The sequence below is a fragment of the Bradyrhizobium sp. 142 genome (genome assembly GCF_023074015.1).
In the GTDB taxonomy this organism is placed as follows: Bacteria; Pseudomonadota; Alphaproteobacteria; order Rhizobiales; family Xanthobacteraceae; genus Bradyrhizobium.
The window spans coordinates 12,561-28,257 of the sequence record NZ_JADPKQ010000290.1; the positions used below are offsets into that span (position 1 = coordinate 12,561).

The following is a 15,697-nucleotide window of genomic DNA, read 5'->3' on the forward strand; positions in this document are numbered from 1 at the left end:
TCTCGTATCGCTTGCGACTTTTCTCTTTGATCCTCAACTACCAGGACTTTCCGAACTGATGATGTCAACATGACTGTGCTTCGTTTCAATGGCAAGCTCGAACGACGAAGGGTCCGAGAGTAGAGACAATCGAAGGGCTGGTGTAACGTTCAAATAGCGATTGATCATCCATCGCATTTTCTGCAATCCAGATCCGGTGTCCTCGCCGGCAGCAGAGAGATTTCCCTTATTGGCTTCCGCCTGGATCGTGTTTATGCGATCTCTAAGGGCTTGATACTTTGCTGGACTGATGGTGCTCTTAGCCTTTATCGTAAGACGCGCGTCAGCCAAAATGAGCTCGATGGCGAGCTTGGTTCTCAGACCCAGACCGCTATGAGAGAAGGCGTTCAGCAGAATATTCTTAGTTAAGCTTTCAAAAAGCGGAAAATACTTTCCTGAGATCGGCTTAGGATTAGGCAATATAACGATACCTTGCTCGACTCGGTGTTCGGAAATTGTGACCTCAACGGTTGGTTGCCGTGAATCAGATCGGTGATTGAGAAGGCATAGTTGAACTAGGTCGCGAAGATGAAAGGCATCCGGAGTCGCTTTGGCTTCGGTGAGCGCCAGCCAAGGCAGCGATTCTTGTTCCGCCTCGTTGAGAGACTCTCGCAAAGCGTGAAGGAAACGGTATCCGTCGACCGTACGAGGCGGATTTGTCGGCAGAACGACCTCATCAACATCCGATGTAATTTGCGCCGCGAGCTCTTTATACTCCTTAAGACGCTTCGTTAATTGCTGACCAGCTTCATGCAAGAACGATTCAAGCAAGATCTTCATACTCTTCAGACATTGGCCGAGATCCACGACATCGCTGGAGGATGACAGCGCATTGTCAATGCATTTCGCAACCTCGGCCTCTGCCTGCGTCCTGAAGGGTGAAGGACTGGAAACCGAGAGGCACTCATTGTTGAATCTCTTAATTGTCTCGACTTGCGCAGCGCGCAGACGCAATAGCCAAGTTTCGCAATAGGGCTCCAATGTAGATAGCTCGGCCATGAGTGATGAGCCGTCTATAGCAGACGCCGTCGACTGCGATATCGCGCGGTCAAACGCCGTCAAAAATAGGTTTGGTAGCTGCCCATGCCGCAACGAATCACTGATAGTGGTTTTGAAATTGTCTGGCCCCTCAATTAAGATGAAATCGGTGACAGCTTCGGCCAGCGCAGAAACTACGCTCTGCCGATATTCTGCTGGCTGATCTAAATTCTGCTCGTTTAGCAGCTTCTTCACAAATCCGACTTGGGCCGAGAACTCGTTGTTCAATCGAACCAGTATGCGCGACCAATCGATGTGAACAAGTCCATTTTGTCGACGCCCCTGAAGATACGCAACTCGCAGCCTAGATTGTTCTTCCTCAATTATTATTTGCGCGTGCCGTCGCTCCAATAGCCCTGCTCTGGCAAAGCTGTTCGCAAGGTCAAGCCGCAATGCACTTACTCGCGTGTCGTAGGCCAGGGAGCGAGCCTTAGTGAGCTGCCTTGCCCAACGGGGGTCGTGCTGCAGTATGACGGTTAGCATCGCTGCTGTGTCAGGGCTTAGTATCGCATTTATTAGCAATTTGCGGCATCGATAAGAGAGCGATGAAAGCTCAGCGCTCAACGCGTCTAACGTCCGAAGCCTAGAGATCGAAGTCCTCAAAGAGCTTTCGAACGCACCATCCCCCTCAGCTATGGCTACCACTCTGAATTTGCGAGCAACAAAAGGCTGCCCCATTAGAAAGTGGATGGCCGCAATTTTCAGCCCCTCAAGCCTCAGCGAGAAGCGCATGGTTCTATAGATGCTACGCCAGTCCAACCACTCCATCATCGTTGGATCTATGTCATACAACGCCAAAATAATATCGACCAACCTCTCGGCGTTTCCTTCCGCAAGCTCCCTCCGTACGGCGCAAACCAACTTTAGAGCAGTGGCAGGCGACCCCAGGATATCAGCCGGCAATGCATCGTCGGGTGATGTCCATGAGGCATAAATCGCAAGCGTAGTCGGCGCGAGAGCGTTCGGAGTACCTTCACCCAACGTTTGAGAGATCACAAGTTTCAGCGGCTGGTCGTCTAAGGCTACATTTCGAGTAGCTCTCAAAATTAGGAGTTGAACGTAGAGGTCGGCCACGCCCCACGAGCGACAAATTTGTAATTGCCGAACGGTGTCACGATCGGTGATCGCATGATCGGGATCGCAAAGTTGCTGCAGTATTGTAAAAAGGTCGGGCCCGATGACGTGAACAAGTTCGGTCTTTACATAGCTAACGAGGCTTTCGAACTCGCCCAACGTCCGGACGACTGAGGGAGATCGGCGGCGCGTTGCATTTATGAGGTTTGTGAACTCAATGAAACCAGTAGTCGCTGCGCTGTCCAGTCTCTTACTCGCTGTTTTTCTGATGTCTTCAACGAAGCTTGCGAGTTCAGAATGAATCTTTGAGTCAATGAATTCAGAGATCGCGACGCCGTTTTGTACCAGCGTCTGGCAGACAATCGAAAGCTGCTCATCGCTCAACGAGGGCGACTCGATTAGGCTTGCCGGATCGCGAACGTACTCGCCACCGTAGAAGTATCCGAGCAACAGATCGTGGTACGCTTCAGGCAGAAGCGTCCTCATATACCGGATATAATTCGATAGAGACACGTTTCTCGGCAGGAACCGTTGAGAAAACGCACGCAAATCAATCAGCTCCGGCGCGGACGATTCACGCGAGCGGTCCAGCGACATCCGCTTCTCGGATGCCGCAGACCGCTTTTTGGTGAGCTCTTTGAGCATTCTCCTTCTTCGGAGAAATCCGGTGGTTATTCTCCGAGCGAGTTCAAACTCGTTTTTTGGTATGACGTTCGGCAATATTGGTCGTCCCGTGCACGCAAAGGTCGGATTACTTGACGGACTTGCTTGTGGGTTGTCAAGCATGGCCCCTATTGCTGGGGTTCTGCACAGGGTTGCACTTTCGTTCAATTCCCAAACCCACGCCCTCGCATCCGGTCAAAGAGCGTACGCGCGTGCGCCGCAAAAGAATTTGCGTACTGGACCTTAGGCATTCGATGAACGGCGCGGGCCAGTACGAACCGCTGAGGGCTGTCAACTAACGAGCTGACCGGATCTTGTCCGAATTCGAACAACAGCAACTGATAAGCTTATGTTAAAAACCTTATCAGTCCAAGAACTGACTCCGTTAGCGAGCAAAGCTTATCAGTGGAAGATCTGCTCCGATAAGGACCAAGCATATCAAGCTACAGCGCTGGCTTTAGAAGCAGCAACCATCGCGCAGGCCCAGACATCCTCCTCATAAAGGTTGTCCTGATTCTCGGCCGACTTGAACCGTAGGACCGCACCGTTCCTGATGGTGAAGGTCATATCAGTGTGATTAACTTGCTTCCCTGAGCTGCTGCCGGCAACCGGTATGAGGAGAGGCGAAATCGCCAGTGTGCAGTGGAAAGACCTTGATCTTAAGAGGCGGCTGCTGGCCATTCCAACAAGAATGGTCATGCCAGAACGATCCTCCTATCGCACGCTGCAATCAAAGCCCTACCCAGCCGTTCGAAGACGGATGGACCCGTGTTTGCAATGTCGGGCAACGCAATACATTTGGCTTGGGATCGCCTTGTGGGCCGCGCCGAAATCGATGATTTGCGGTTTCATGATCTCCGCCACGAAGCAATCAGTCGATTCTTCGAACTGGGACTAACGATACCGGAGGTCGCGACGATAAGCGGTCATAGGGATGTGACGATGCTGTTTAGATACGCCCACGCATCTTCGACCGTCGTATTCAAGAAGCTGAACAGTCTGCTGGCCGCTTGAATATCTAGTCGGTGAGCTTTCGATAAGTGACGTGCGCCGTGGCAAAGGGAATGCCAGCACGACCGGCACTGCCGCGAACGATGCAGGCGCGCTCATCAATTGCGTAGAACCAATCGTCGAAGTTCAGCTTAAACGATTTGCCGTTAGCTTGCGGTGTGTCGCGCGTGTACCTCCAATGGAACGCGCAACCGGCTTGCTCACCTATCGCTTCACCTTCAAGCCGGTTTTCCAATCCAGTGTACTTGCCTGCATCACCCTTTCGTATCGTCCAATGCAGCGTGTCCGAATGCCCGTCATCGAAGGCGTAAGCCTCGGTGAACAGAACCGTTTCCGTGTCTGGCTCGAATTCACCATGGCCTGAAATCGTCGCCCGCTTCAGAAGTCCGCCGACCAAACTCTCCAAGACCGCCCAGCCCTCAAAGCGTCCGACGAAGAACCGCTCGGGAAGAAAGAGCGGCTTTGTGTCTTTGAAAACATCAATCGCCACGGGTGGCTCCGACGTGCTGACTCCAAAGAACGATTCCAACTCCGGCTAAGTTCCTAGATGTCTCTCCCGTTCATCCATTGTACTCAACCTCTACCAACCCGAACCGCTGCCGCCCTTCGATCCGGCTAAGCGCCGCCAAGACATCGTTGTTGGTCAGCGCGTCCATTAGCTCGTCTACTGTCGCCCCGGCACTTCGCGGCATGTTCGGCACCAAGTAATCACTCAAGATCGATCGCGCCTTCAAGAACGCGCTTACGAGTGTCTGAATGTCAGATCGCTTCGGCACGATTGATGGCGCACTCTCGTCCTCAAGTGGGTACTCAACTGCCATGCCTTCGGGATCGTTCTCGCGCAGCCACTCGGTTGCGGTGTCATAGGAAGCGAACACCTTCACGCAATCCGTAGGAACGCTGACGTACAACCACACGCTGGTCATCACTGTCTCTCCCGTTCAATCGGATAGGCCCACGCCACGCCTTCAGGATCGTTTTTGGCAAGCCATGCGGTTGCGGCCTCCTCCGTGGCAAAGACCTTTATCCAATCCACATCGCCAGCGCGCTTATGACCATCCTCGTAAATCCAGACAGACGCTGGTCGTTGTTGAGCCGCCTCGTTGACCTTTTCACGGTCAAACCGATCCTCAGGCGGAAGGTCCATCACAGCGTGGTACAGTTCAGCCGGGATCGTGCGCCGATCACCCGGAGGATTTTCCGCCCATTCTCTCCATTGGTCGAACGCATCGGTCATCCCAAATCCTCCCGCAATCCTTTGAAGAACGGGTGCCGCAATTTTCCTTCGGCGCCCTTGGTCCTGTACTCGACCTCGGCCAACAATTGCGGTTCAACCCAAATGCCTCGATGCGCGATGCGCTTCGTGTAGGCTTGTGTCTTGCGTATCAGCGGCTTGAGTTTCTTCTGAAGCTCCTTCGCGTCGGCTGGCGAAAAACCGTGATCAATCTTGCCCGCATAGATCAGGCCCTCGCCCTTGCGGCGGCCAACGTACAGGCCATCCCACTTCGTGCCGTCCAGCGCAAATCCGGCGATGGGCAATGTCTCACGCTGCGCACAAGTGACCTTCGCCCAGTTTCCCGTTCGGCCGCTCACGTATCGACCATCACGCACCTTGGACACGACGCCCTCCAGGCCGGTCTTGCACGCGTGCTTGAACATTTCCTGGCCGTCGATATCGAAGCTTTCGCTGAACTGAATGTCCGTGCCCTCGATGATCTTACGCAATTGCGCCTTCCGCTCGAACAGCGGCACCGCGCGTAGATCGCGACCGTTGAAGTACGGAAGATCGAAGGCGACCAACACGATCTTCGTTGATCGTCCGTTCAGTTCATTTTGCAGGACGGAAAAGTCAGTCGTGCCGTTCGCAGACGGTGTAACGACCTCGCCATCAATGATGGCCGAATCGGCTCTTATCTCGAAGGCGTCACTCGCGGCCTTGCGAAGCTGGCGCGTCCAGTCGTGAGCGCGTCGGGTGAAAACCTTGATTTCCGCGTTAGCAATGTGAACCTGCACGCGGTAGCCATCGAACTTAATTTCGTGAATCCGTCGACCGCCGCGCGGCACCCTATGCATCCGGGTGGCCAATGCGGGTTCAATGAAGCCCGGAAACGGGGCTTTTACGCCAATTGGTAGACTCTTACGCATACCGCCGATTCAAGGCGGGGCTATTGGTATTTGTTCCATTCGCCAATTCGAAGGTTAAAAGTCCATTGGCAGGGAACGCGTCTCGATGGTTGCGTCTGCGATCGACTACGCGCAGATTGCAGGCTTTCAAGCAAAAGGCAGCACATTCAATGCCCATCGAAACGGAATTGCTGGCGGTGGTTCATTCGCCAGACGCCCTAATCGATATTGTATTTGTACACGGCCTCAACGGTGACGCCACCGACACATGGCGCTTAGCCGATGCGAACTCATGGCCTACATGGATTAAGCAGGAGTTGCCACGCGCAAACGCTTGGTCACTTCAATATCGTTTGAGCGCTTTCCAGTGGCAAGGCGGTGCAATGCCTTTGCTAACGCGAGCCACCAACGTACTCGCAATGCTCGACGTGGAGCTTTCAGCGGACCGTCCGATAGTATTCATCTGTCATAGCTATGGCGGTTTGCTTGTGAAACAAATGTTGCGATCTGCCGAGGACATTGCTCACGAATATCGTCGTCTGACCAAGCGAGTTGCGGGTATTGTTTTCTTCGGCACGCCAAACAGTGGTTCAAGCGTCGCGACGTTCGTGGACAGTTTGGCTTCTCTACTTAAAACAGGGCCGGCCGTAGAGGAATTGCGGCGCAGTTCTCCTGCTTTGCAAAACTTAAGCTATTGGTTTCGAAACAACGCGGAGAAGTGGAAGCTCAGGGTTTACTTCGAAACTCTGCCGACGCACGGCGCGATTATTGTAGATGAGTCGTCGGCTGATTTGGGGGGATGTCCCGGGTTCTGTTGAATTTCTGAAGAGGTCGGCGTTGCCCCCTTGAGCCGGTAGGCTCGGGGTGCTGATTCCACAAAGGAGAGCAACGCCATGACGAGAGATATCACACCGGCTGGTTCGCCGGCGACCGGGGCTGTGGACGAAGCCTATGCAGAAGTGCGGGCGAGCTTCGATCGGTTCTGCCTTGCGGCAGGGATCGAGGCGCTCGGCACGATGATGGAGGCGGATGTGACGGCGGCCTGCGGGCCGCGCCACGGTCGCGATGCGGCGCGGCGGGCGCACCGTTGGGGCCGAACGCGGGGACGGATCGGTTTCCACGGCGGCAAGATCGAGGTCGAGCGCCCGCGGGTCCGGGACGTGGACGGCCGCGAGGTCACGATCCCGAGCTGGGAAACGGCGGCGCAGGAGGACTGGCTCGGTCGCTGGGCGATGAACCTGATGCTGATCAACGTGTCGACGCGCCGGTTCGGCCGCGCTGTCCGGCTGCCCGAGGGTGACGTGCCGGCACCGCCCGGATCGGGAGTTTCGAACGATCCGCCGCACCTTCGGTTCGGCCGCTGCGATCCAGCGCTGCCAGATCCACAAGGCGCGCAACATCATGGAACGCCTGCCGAAAGAGCATCATGCGGCCACCCGTCGGGTGCTGCGCCAGGCCTGGGAGCTCGACGACGCCGACAAGGCTGAAAAATTGATCCGCAATCTCGCGCGTCGACTCGACCAGCAATGGCCCGGCGTAGCGGTCAGCATCCTCGAAGGCCTCGACGAAATCCTGACCGTCGTCCGGTTGAAGCTGCCGAAGGAGCTTCGTCGATCGCTCGCCTGTACCAACATCGCCGAGAACATGATGGGCACCATTCGCCGCGTCACGCGCAACGTCAAACGCTGGCGGGATGCCGGTATGGCCTTGCGATGGGTCGCGGCCGGCATGATCGAGGCCAACAAGGGCTTCCGACGATTGAAGGCGCATAAGCAATTGTCGGTTCTGCGTGCGGCCCTTCAAGCTCGCCACAATCGCATGACGACCAACCCCGTTGCCCACGTCACGAGGGCCGCGTAACATTCATTCCGGCAACGTCGGCCCGACGTAGTTCAACAGCGATCGGGACATCCCCTGATTTGGGAATCGCGGGAGTTATACCTGTTGGCATTGACGCGACGCACTTCACCATCTGCAAACCGACAACGATGGACTTACGAGTAAAACAAACACTTTCACTCGTTAAGAAGCTTACTGACGACATAGCTGCCACGATTGTGATAGCACCCACCCCAGTGTCGTGGACGGCAAAAGTGATATCGTCGCCCAACGATCAATTATATCTCATCAGAGCTGAGCTTGAGGCCCAAATCGCGAAAGTGCCCGGAGACGTTGATGCATATGCCCAATACGGGCGATAACAGACCACCAGTCACCTCGGTGGTCCGGTGACTCGGTGTAAGGGCTGTTTGTGGTCTGGATAAAGTAAAAGAAAAAAACTGTCCCTACACCCTTACACCAAGCCAAGAAGTGTCGCTTTTCACGAGCTTTTCTGACTTATCCTGGTGGCACCGGCCGAAGCCGGTGAACACCCCGAAGCGCAGAAAGCTTGGGCCGGATGAACTGGTGCGATCACTGGTGCAAAATCAATGCACCGTGGCCAGCTTGTAGCGGCCGCCCGTTCCGCCGGGTCCAAGTCGCGCTTTGCCAACATTAACGATCTGGCCCGTTCCGCTGATCACGCGTGTCAGGGCTTGATCGACGTTTCGGGTGTCGGCCTGCTTCCCGATTTCCGCAGCAACTCCGCGTTCTTCAGGCCATCTTCATCCCTACACTGCCGCACGGCCTCGACGATGGACTTGCAGAGCGCTTCAAACGCGCTGCCGGACATGTACCTTTCGGCCCCATCTTCAACCGTTTGGATGGAGCGCCAAACGATCCCGAAGCCCCATTCCAAATCATCGACGGTGACGGCCGGACACTTGGGATCGCGTGATATGGCCCGGATCGTTGCCAGCTTGCTGGTATGGTCGCCAGCCCGGTTCAGCCGCGCCGTTCGTCGGCAAGAGCCACCTGAAGTGCCCAATCTCTGATCTGATCCATCCGCAACTCCGCATCGCGGTCGGCCCATTGCGCCGTATGATGGACGGGTATCTTGTAAGGGTCAGGATTGATCTTCCCAGAGAACGAGCCGCCCGCAGCGTCCAACAACTTCTTCAACAAGGCTGCGGGTACAGCCGGGTAACCTCGGATACGTTGTCTTGTGGGCGGCTGATCCACCGCAGTCACGATCAACCGAGCGATGAAACCGCTACTGAAGGCGTCCTCTTCTAGGCCGTCATAAAACGTGGTGGGCGTCGTAGCGCCTAGAAAGGAAACAGTAGGCCAGATAATCTTGGACTTAGGTGTCTGTCCATTCGCCATGTCGGAGGCGCGCATCTTGGCCACCCAACTACTGGTCGAGGACGAGTACAGTTCCAGGAAGGCTTTCCGCCTAGCTCGCAAGAACGAATCCGAATTCTTTTTTGAAGCGCTCAGGAAGATACCTAATTCGTCCAGCGGGAACACCTGGCAGGGATAGAACCGAAGAATGGCCTCAACGGCCGAGTCTGAGGCTAGGTCATTTGGACCGACGATGTGGCTCATTCCCATTGCCTCGGCCAGTCGGCCGATGGCTTTCAACGGCCGGTCTTTGCCAAATCCCGAACCCGCAACGTTGGCAATGTAGAGGTTCAATCCAAGCCCTTCGGGAGTCAGATACCGTCGCCCGAAAATTCCCGCATGCAAAGCAAGTGCTGATGTAATCGCAAATTCCGGGATCGGTGATGGCGATGTGCCGTGGACGAAACTCGCTACGTCGGTGATAAGGCCGCCCGGTCTGAGCAACTGAAATGGCTTGCTGTCAAACGAAGGCGGCTTAAGAATCGGGGAGCGAATGTGTGGGCTAACGATCTGCGCATCTACGAACGCCTCCGCTGCCGCCTTGTCCTCTTCTGCAACGCCATCCTTTTGCGCAGGAAACTTGCGCCAAATGCGCTCGATGTCGGCTATCATACGTTCGTCGTTATCGTATTTCTCTGCCCATTGTCCCGATCGGTCGAGACAAAGAGAAATGGTCTCGTCGAGCGAGAACTTCTCAAAATGAAGTTGCTCTACGATCCGGGCCAAATGAGCCGAGCGGTCAGGCTGACCGTCACTCATTAGGTGCGCTCGCCCGATATCCCGCACGCGGTCCCATAGGAGTTCGGTATCTACCCTGGATTTGAACTCAGCCCGCGTTGTGTGCGCCTCCGACTTGACGTATGCCCCGAGTGCTTCCATCAAGGAAGTGGCGCTATAAACCAGCCCTTGATATTCCTCCTTCATCAACACCGAACAAGGTTCGGCGCTTCGTCCACGCGCGAGCTTGTTCTTGGTCGGCCAATTGAGCGTGCCGGGAATGCGCCAGACGTGAGAGATATCCGCAGTGCCATGGTCACAACTGGCGGCGCTCTTCATACCTATCGCAAGCGGCTTCACCTCCTCCGGCCGCAATGGCCTGTCGAATAAGATTACCTGTTGGGTATTACCCGGTGACGTTTCGATCACATAGCTTGGCTCGACCGGCATTTCACCGATCTTGCCTGTGTCGGCGCGACTAATGCAAGCACCGCCACGATATCGGCTTCGGTGCCCTTCTTGCCGCGCGGCAGATCGGCCCGCATGACGCAAAGTGGCATATAGACGTTGGCACCCGGCGTATTTGCGTGAGCCATGATCGCGGCAATTGTTCCGTCCACGTCCCCGACGCGATGGTGGGTTATCGTTCCGGGCTGACCTTCGTGGAAGATACAGACGACAAGCTTTCCTGTCAGGTCTGATGCAAGTTCGTGCAGCAAGGAAACGTGTCGCTCCACAGCCGCGATTTCGAAACCGGAACGGCCCTCACCTGCTTTGCAAAAAGTTGTCGTCGGTCCGTTCATTGTGCCCTCAGAGGGTCGCGGTATGGCGAAACTCAAATGGCACAGCGCAGGACGAAAGTCAGTGTCACCGCGACTGGTCGAGAATGACACCGGTCAGCTAGCTAGGGAATGTCGATGAAGCAGACCAAGCAAAACGAGAGATCAAAACGTGGCAGCCTCGTCGGCAAAGTACTTGGTGGGAAAACGAAAAAGCTGACCGCGACGATGAAGCGCCGTGCCCTCAAGATACAAAAATCTGAGCGACCGGATCCGCCATCTCAATAGAGACGCGCTCCACGCCTGCTCGCACTAAGTCGTCACGGTGGCGCCCCTCCAAGGGTCGCTCGCTTCCTCTCCGCCATCGCCTCTCTGCACCTGCTTGCTGTCACGTTGTGAGAGGCTCACCGATTGGGAGCTTCCTATCTGCTGGCGGCCTCCGGATCGAGCAGGACGTTGTCGATAAGCCGGGTCGAGCCAACATACCCTGCTGCACAAATGGCGACCGGATGCGATAACGGGTTCGTGGCCGGCTTTAGCGTTTCAGCGTCCACGATTTCGAGGTATTGCAACTCATCCAGCGCCTCCAGGGGAGGCCTGACAAGCGATAGCAGCCGGACGGGATCGCGCTCTCCTTCGCGAAACGCGGTTTCCGCCGAGAGCAGGCCCCGGCTGATCGCCAATGCACGCTTGCGCTCCGGGGCGCTGAGATAGCGGTTTCGGCTGCTCATTGCGAGGCCATCCGGCTCGCGGACGGTCGGCACGGTGACGATATCGATCGGCAGATTGAGATCAAAGGTCATGCGGCGGACGACTGCACATTGCTGCAAGTCTTTCTGCCCGAAAAAGGCGACATCCGGCTGGACCATGTTGAACAGCTTGCAGACAACGGTCGCAACGCCCCGGAAATGGCCGGGCCTGAACGGGCCGCACAGGGGCTGTGCGGGTGCACCGGGTTCAACAAAGGTATCAAACTGAGGCGGGTAGACGTCCCGCACCTCCGGAGCAAAGAGGACGTCGACTCCTGCCTCCCGGCAAAGTTGTTCATCGCGAGGGAAGTCGCGGGGATAGGTGGTGAGATCTTCCGTTAGGCCAAACTGCGTAGGATTAACGAAGATGCTGACGACCGTGGCGTCGCAACGAGCCTGGCTGTCTTCGACCAGGGCCATGTGGCCCTGGTGCAGGTAACCCATCGTGGGCACAAATCCGATGTGTCTGTCGGGGCCCCGAGCCTCAGCTAAAGCGCGACGCAGTTCAGCAACGGATCGGATGGTTCGCATGATCACGACCGTGAGGTTGGTTCGTGTGGAGTCCAGTTTGCGACGAGCTCCTTGAGCGCGTCCGGAAGGCGATAGGATTCCTGCCCTCCTGGGAATGTACCGCCACGGACCTCAGTCGCGCAGCGCGAGAGCGCCTCCTGCATCAGCTGAAATCCATTGGAATAGGCGCGCACGAATTTGGGCGGCTTACCGTCGGTAAGACCCACCACGTCATGGAACACGAGCACCTGCCCCGAACAACCAAGACCGGCTCCGATTCCGATGGTCGGGATCTTGAGGATCTCCGTCGCCCGCGCTGCTAGCTCCGCCGGGATTCCCTCCAGCACGAGAGCAAAACAACCAGCTTCCTGCAGACGATGCGCGTCCTCGAGCAGGCCGAAGGCGTCGGTGGCAGTCCGACCCTGCACCTTGAAACCACCCATGACATTGACGCTCTGTGGCGTGAGACCGAGATGTCCCATCACCGGAATTTCACAGTCGACCAGGGCGCGTACCATATCGAGGCGGTTTGCACCGCCTTCGAGCTTCACCGCATCGGCGCCACGCTGGAGGAAGCCGCCGGCGTTGCGGATGGTCTCTTCCCGGCTGACATGGAAACTGAGGAAGGGCATGTCGGCAATGAGAAGGGCACGCGGTCTTGTCCGCGCAACCGCTTCGAGGTGATGATTCATCATCGAGACGCTGACTGGCAAGGTGTTGTCGAATCCGAGGCAAACATTGCCAACACTGTCGCCGACGAGGATAATATCCACGATCGGATCAGCGATGCGCGCTGCAACCGCGTCGTAAGCGGTGGTCATTGCGATCCGCCGCCCCTCCTCCTTCCATTGCTGAACAAGGGGTATCGTAACTCGCTGGGTTGGCGACTGCGGCGTGTGGCTCATCTCGGTCCTGATCTGTTTCTTAACGCCGGCACTTCTACTCCCGGCGCTTCCTAGGCGAGAGGAGAGATAAGGGTCAATCCACCGATACACAAAGAAAGCTTTCCCTCCGAACTGGAAGAAGGGCGCACCGAACCTCCCAATGATCGCGCAATCATCGTGGGAATGATTCTCTGCGGCCGAGAGGAAGGTCGCGGTACGAGTGATGGATCGCAAAGCGGCGGATATGGACCAAAAACGCCGATGATCGGCCCGGCTGAACCGCTATAGTGCCCCAGCAATTCTGATGGGAGGCCGCAAGCTCATGGTCGGCAAGGTTTGCAACGCCGCCGCGGCACTCACTTTCACCGTGGTGGTCGTCGGTGCATTTTGGAGCCTTTCGAACAGCTATTTCATTTGCGGGCTTGCGCTAGTCGCTTCAATATTTGCCCGTCGCTCGGTTGAACGCTCATTCATCAAGCGCGCCCATCGCGACATGGTGCGCATTCATGGCGCGGACTGGGGCTGTGCCGACCCTACGGGCACGCGCTTAGCCGACAAGCCATCGAGCGGCCACGCTCGTCATGACCTTCTGGTGACGAGCCCTCGCCTTCGAGCCGATGGACCCGTCTTGATGACCAACCCTGGTTCACCTTTCCAGGCCGCCCGCATCGAACGCCTGCGGGACTTGCTCGGTCAGGCCCCCGAGCCTTGCAGCAGCCCTGGAAGTGGCACTGGGCACAACGCAAGGTCTGATCAAAGAACGGGAGAGAATACCTCAGCATGCGGCGGCAGCTGATACCTTACCGGCCTTCTTGGGCTGCCGCGACAATTTTCCGTTGCGCAGCGCGGGCCATCAGCGACGGGGTAGCCAGCGCACCCGCGTGATGTAGTGGAGCATGCGTCATCTTGAGCCGCCTGTCTGAACGTAATAGACACAGTGCTGACGGCTGGCGCATGACAATATGGTATCAAGGTTCCGCACCTTCGAAGCTCGTGAAACACGCGGGCTTCATGCTAGCGAAGTCGACTGGCCAGGAAGAAGCCCTGCTCCCTCGTCACATACCGAGCGGCCTTGGTCTTGAGGCGGCTGCGTTAAGCTGCCGGATGAACCGATCAAGCCGGTACGAAGTCTTGAGCGCCAACAGCCGAGGGCGTGCACTGTCAATGGCGCCCGAATGACCGGTCGCATCCACGATCGAGAGGTCGGCCGAAATTCTTCGTTAGCTGCCATCGGCGTCCCTTCGAATGGAGAGAGCGTGGGGCACAAATCGCTGCACCATGCCCCTGCAGTGCACCTTTCCCAGAGGTATTGCGTTGCCGCCCATCGGCCATTTGGAAGCTGGCGTCCAAGGCCGACCTTCCAGGTCATGAGTTGAAAGTAACCCTGAACCTAGGATATCCTATCCGACGATTTCCTGCGCCGCGAAGCCATTTCGTGTCGAAATTCACCTCAAGAGTGGGGGTCCGGTTATGCAGTACGATCGGATAGATGCCCGCATCCTCGAGATCGTGCAAAGAAACAACCGTACGACTTCGGAGGCAGTCGGCGAACTGGCCGGGCTTTCTGCCACCGCGTGTCAGCGGCGACTGAAGAGGCTCCGTTCGGAAGGCATTATAGAGGCCGATATCTCGGTTGTTTCGCCGAAGGCGGTAGGCAGACCCATTCAAATGCTTGTGCTTGTAAGCCTGGAGCGGGAGCGTGCGGATATCATAGACAAATTCAAGAAGGCCGTTAAATCGTCAGTTGAAGTCGTCAACGGCTTCTACGTCACTGGCGATGCCGACTTTGTCCTATACGTCACCGCCCGCACCATGGAGGATTATGAGGAGTTCACCCGGAAGTTTTTCTACGTGAATCCGGACATAAAGGGATTCAAGACGATGGTCGTATTGGATCGCGTAAAGGCGGGCTTTGCCATACCAGTCGAGATCCCCGCGGACGATTGATCGCTGCGCCAGAGTGTTGTTACCACCTATCGGTAAATTTGCGTTTCTTCGCGAGCGCAATCGCTTGTATCAACGCTGATCGGAGTCTCGCTCGGCGGGCAGCGGAGCGCCCCTGACCGAAATCGGCCTTTCTGGGTTAGAGGGCTGAATGATTCTCTTTGCCCGCCTCACAACTGGATCCGGTGCCGGCGCAGAAGGAGTCAGGGGCACAGAGGTGGCGACGGGCAGATTCTGCCAAGACGCAAAATTCGCAGTCAGCGCCTCGACCTGATCCGCGATCCGTTTCAAATCCGCCTGATTGATGTCGCGATTGAGCTCTGCAATTTCGTTAATTGCCTGCCGTTGCCCGCGACGGAATCCCCCGAGAGAGTTTCCCTCTCTTCAGGTGATCAGCCTAGCGCAGGGACAGGTTCATGCGCTGTTGATGTCGCGAAAACTGTTTCGATGTTGGTCCAGTAATAAACTGCCCCGGCGCAGAGACTGATGGAGACGGCCACGAGCGCGAGAATCCAGGAAAAACGGAATGGTGATTGTGCAAGGCGGGTGGCAACTCCGAGGCGTTCGCTTTATCAATCACGATCATCACCCCTCGTCTGCCATCCGCATTCCCATCGGCGTTTCTCGTTGACCCGACAGGCGGCAAGGGTCAAGAACTCGGATTGAGGCGCGGACGCCAACAGCATCGTTTTGCGCAACTTTGTTGATCGGTCAGCTGATCAGCCGCAATAGCTTTGGAGCGAAGACCTGGGACGACCTGCGACCGCTACCCAAGGCGTATGCTCGATAATAATGGCTGGATGTCCCGCCATGTCCGTAGCGGGTGAAGATGTCGTACTTTTGTAGCTCGTGATCTGTCGCCTTCGTTGTGGAGGTGGAGCGGAGCCGGAAGGCGTGGACGGTTCCGCCGAGATGGTCATGCCACGGATACTGCCGCCGGGTT

15 protein-coding genes and 2 pseudogenes are annotated in these 15,697 nt (G+C 56.5%); 6 read left to right on the top strand and 11 right to left on the bottom strand.

From position 1 onward, the window contains the following. Positions 1-33 precede the first annotated feature (33 nt). Positions 34-2,796, bottom strand: a complete 2,763-nt coding sequence (locus IVA82_RS25095; RefSeq protein ID WP_247493615.1) for a hypothetical protein — start codon at positions 2,794-2,796, stop codon at positions 34-36. A gap of 631 nt (positions 2,797-3,427) precedes the next feature. On the opposite strand from IVA82_RS25095, the pseudogene IVA82_RS49075 reads away from it, so the two are divergent. Then, a pseudogene (locus IVA82_RS49075) lies at positions 3,428-3,828 on the top strand (site-specific integrase). Between the two features lie 4 nt (positions 3,829-3,832). Here IVA82_RS49075 and IVA82_RS25110 read toward each other — a convergent pair. The 4 genes from IVA82_RS25110 to ligD form a co-directional block, all read right to left on the bottom strand. Beyond that, positions 3,833-4,315: a DUF3833 family protein gene (locus IVA82_RS25110; protein WP_247493618.1), complete on the bottom strand. Its 483-nt coding sequence runs from the start codon at positions 4,313-4,315 to the stop codon at positions 3,833-3,835. A 70-nt stretch (positions 4,316-4,385) separates the two neighbouring features. Further along, positions 4,386-4,751, bottom strand: coding sequence for a hypothetical protein (locus tag IVA82_RS25115; RefSeq protein ID WP_247493619.1), 366 nt, complete (start codon positions 4,749-4,751; stop codon positions 4,386-4,388). After that, a complete protein-coding gene (locus tag IVA82_RS25120; protein ID WP_247493620.1) occupies positions 4,751-5,062 on the bottom strand; it encodes a hypothetical protein in 312 nt (103 codons plus the stop codon). Before IVA82_RS25120 ends, IVA82_RS25115 begins: the two co-directional genes overlap by 1 nt. Beyond that, positions 5,059-5,970: a non-homologous end-joining DNA ligase gene (gene ligD / locus IVA82_RS25125; protein WP_247493621.1), complete on the bottom strand. Its 912-nt coding sequence runs from the start codon at positions 5,968-5,970 to the stop codon at positions 5,059-5,061. The genes IVA82_RS25120 and ligD overlap by 4 nt, the downstream gene beginning before the upstream one ends. Positions 5,971-6,119: 149 nt before the next feature. Between ligD and IVA82_RS25130 the strand changes: the two genes are divergently transcribed. Then, positions 6,120-6,767: a hypothetical protein gene (locus IVA82_RS25130; protein ID WP_247493622.1), complete on the top strand. Its 648-nt coding sequence runs from the start codon at positions 6,120-6,122 to the stop codon at positions 6,765-6,767. A gap of 75 nt (positions 6,768-6,842) precedes the next feature. Beyond that, a pseudogene (locus tag IVA82_RS25135) lies at positions 6,843-7,809 on the top strand (transposase). A 667-nt stretch (positions 7,810-8,476) separates the two neighbouring features. Here the strand turns inward: IVA82_RS25135 and IVA82_RS25140 are convergent. The 3 genes from IVA82_RS25140 to IVA82_RS25150 all read right to left on the bottom strand — a co-directional run bounded on the left by IVA82_RS25140 (position 8,477) and on the right by IVA82_RS25150 (position 10,691). Then, positions 8,477-8,620: a hypothetical protein gene (locus IVA82_RS25140; RefSeq protein WP_247493623.1), complete on the bottom strand. Its 144-nt coding sequence runs from the start codon at positions 8,618-8,620 to the stop codon at positions 8,477-8,479. 152 nt (positions 8,621-8,772) lie between these two features. Continuing rightward, positions 8,773-10,338 (bottom strand): DNA-primase RepB domain-containing protein, encoded by a 1,566-nt coding sequence (locus IVA82_RS25145; protein WP_247493624.1) that lies wholly within the window; start codon positions 10,336-10,338, stop codon positions 8,773-8,775. Then, positions 10,314-10,691: a hypothetical protein gene (locus IVA82_RS25150; protein WP_247493625.1), complete on the bottom strand. Its 378-nt coding sequence runs from the start codon at positions 10,689-10,691 to the stop codon at positions 10,314-10,316. Before IVA82_RS25150 ends, IVA82_RS25145 begins: the two co-directional genes overlap by 25 nt. 114 nt (positions 10,692-10,805) lie before the next feature. On the opposite strand from IVA82_RS25150, the gene IVA82_RS25155 reads away from it, so the two are divergent. Further along, complete coding sequence (locus IVA82_RS25155; protein WP_247493626.1) at positions 10,806-10,955, top strand: hypothetical protein; 150 nt, start codon at positions 10,806-10,808, stop codon at positions 10,953-10,955. Positions 10,956-11,089: 134 nt separating this feature from the next. On the opposite strand, the gene panC is transcribed toward IVA82_RS25155, so the two are convergent. Both panC and panB read right to left on the bottom strand, forming a co-directional pair. Beyond that, a complete protein-coding gene (gene panC / locus IVA82_RS25160) occupies positions 11,090-11,947 on the bottom strand; it encodes a pantoate--beta-alanine ligase (RefSeq protein ID WP_247493627.1) in 858 nt (285 codons plus the stop codon). 2 nt (positions 11,948-11,949) lie between these two features. After that, positions 11,950-12,831: a 3-methyl-2-oxobutanoate hydroxymethyltransferase gene (panB, locus tag IVA82_RS25165; RefSeq protein ID WP_247493628.1), complete on the bottom strand. Its 882-nt coding sequence runs from the start codon at positions 12,829-12,831 to the stop codon at positions 11,950-11,952. Positions 12,832-13,132: 301 nt separating this feature from the next. Here panB and IVA82_RS25170 point away from each other — a divergent pair, with 301 nt between their 5' ends. Both IVA82_RS25170 and IVA82_RS25175 read left to right on the top strand, forming a co-directional pair. Continuing rightward, on the top strand, positions 13,133-13,606 hold the full coding sequence (locus tag IVA82_RS25170) for a hypothetical protein (protein WP_247493629.1): 474 nt from the start codon (positions 13,133-13,135) through the stop codon (positions 13,604-13,606). Positions 13,607-14,280: 674 nt separating this feature from the next. Further along, the gene (locus IVA82_RS25175) at positions 14,281-14,757 is read left to right on the top strand and encodes an Lrp/AsnC family transcriptional regulator (protein ID WP_247493630.1); all 477 of its coding nucleotides are present in this window, start codon (positions 14,281-14,283) and stop codon (positions 14,755-14,757) included. Positions 14,758-15,465: 708 nt separating this feature from the next. On the opposite strand, the gene IVA82_RS25180 is transcribed toward IVA82_RS25175, so the two are convergent. Then, positions 15,466-15,697 (bottom strand): hypothetical protein (locus IVA82_RS25180; protein ID WP_247493631.1); only part of this gene is annotated, 232 nt, incomplete at its 5' end.

What these genes read in the sequence shown, in the direction of transcription:
- IVA82_RS25095 (WP_247493615.1), bottom strand. Translation starts at nt 2,796, where the DNA reads ATGCTCAAAGAGCTCACCAAAAAGCGGTCTGCGGCATCCGAGAAGCGG.
- IVA82_RS25115 (WP_247493619.1), bottom strand. Translation starts at nt 4,751, where the DNA reads ATGACCAGCGTGTGGTTGTACGTCAGCGTTCCTACGGATTGCGTGAAG.
- IVA82_RS25120 (WP_247493620.1), bottom strand. Translation starts at nt 5,062, where the DNA reads ATGACCGATGCGTTCGACCAATGGAGAGAATGGGCGGAAAATCCTCCG.
- ligD (WP_247493621.1), bottom strand. Translation starts at nt 5,970, where the DNA reads ATGCGTAAGAGTCTACCAATTGGCGTAAAAGCCCCGTTTCCGGGCTTC.
- IVA82_RS25130 (WP_247493622.1), top strand. Translation starts at nt 6,120, where the DNA reads ATGCCCATCGAAACGGAATTGCTGGCGGTGGTTCATTCGCCAGACGCC.
- IVA82_RS25140 (WP_247493623.1), bottom strand. Translation starts at nt 8,620, where the DNA reads ATGTCCGGCAGCGCGTTTGAAGCGCTCTGCAAGTCCATCGTCGAGGCC.
- IVA82_RS25145 (WP_247493624.1), bottom strand. Translation starts at nt 10,338, where the DNA reads ATGCCGGTCGAGCCAAGCTATGTGATCGAAACGTCACCGGGTAATACC.
- IVA82_RS25150 (WP_247493625.1), bottom strand. Translation starts at nt 10,691, where the DNA reads ATGAACGGACCGACGACAACTTTTTGCAAAGCAGGTGAGGGCCGTTCC.
- IVA82_RS25155 (WP_247493626.1), top strand. Translation starts at nt 10,806, where the DNA reads ATGAAGCAGACCAAGCAAAACGAGAGATCAAAACGTGGCAGCCTCGTC.
- panC (WP_247493627.1), bottom strand. Translation starts at nt 11,947, where the DNA reads ATGCGAACCATCCGATCCGTTGCTGAACTGCGTCGCGCTTTAGCTGAG.
- panB (WP_247493628.1), bottom strand. Translation starts at nt 12,831, where the DNA reads ATGAGCCACACGCCGCAGTCGCCAACCCAGCGAGTTACGATACCCCTT.
- IVA82_RS25170 (WP_247493629.1), top strand. Translation starts at nt 13,133, where the DNA reads ATGGTCGGCAAGGTTTGCAACGCCGCCGCGGCACTCACTTTCACCGTG.
- IVA82_RS25175 (WP_247493630.1), top strand. Translation starts at nt 14,281, where the DNA reads ATGCAGTACGATCGGATAGATGCCCGCATCCTCGAGATCGTGCAAAGA.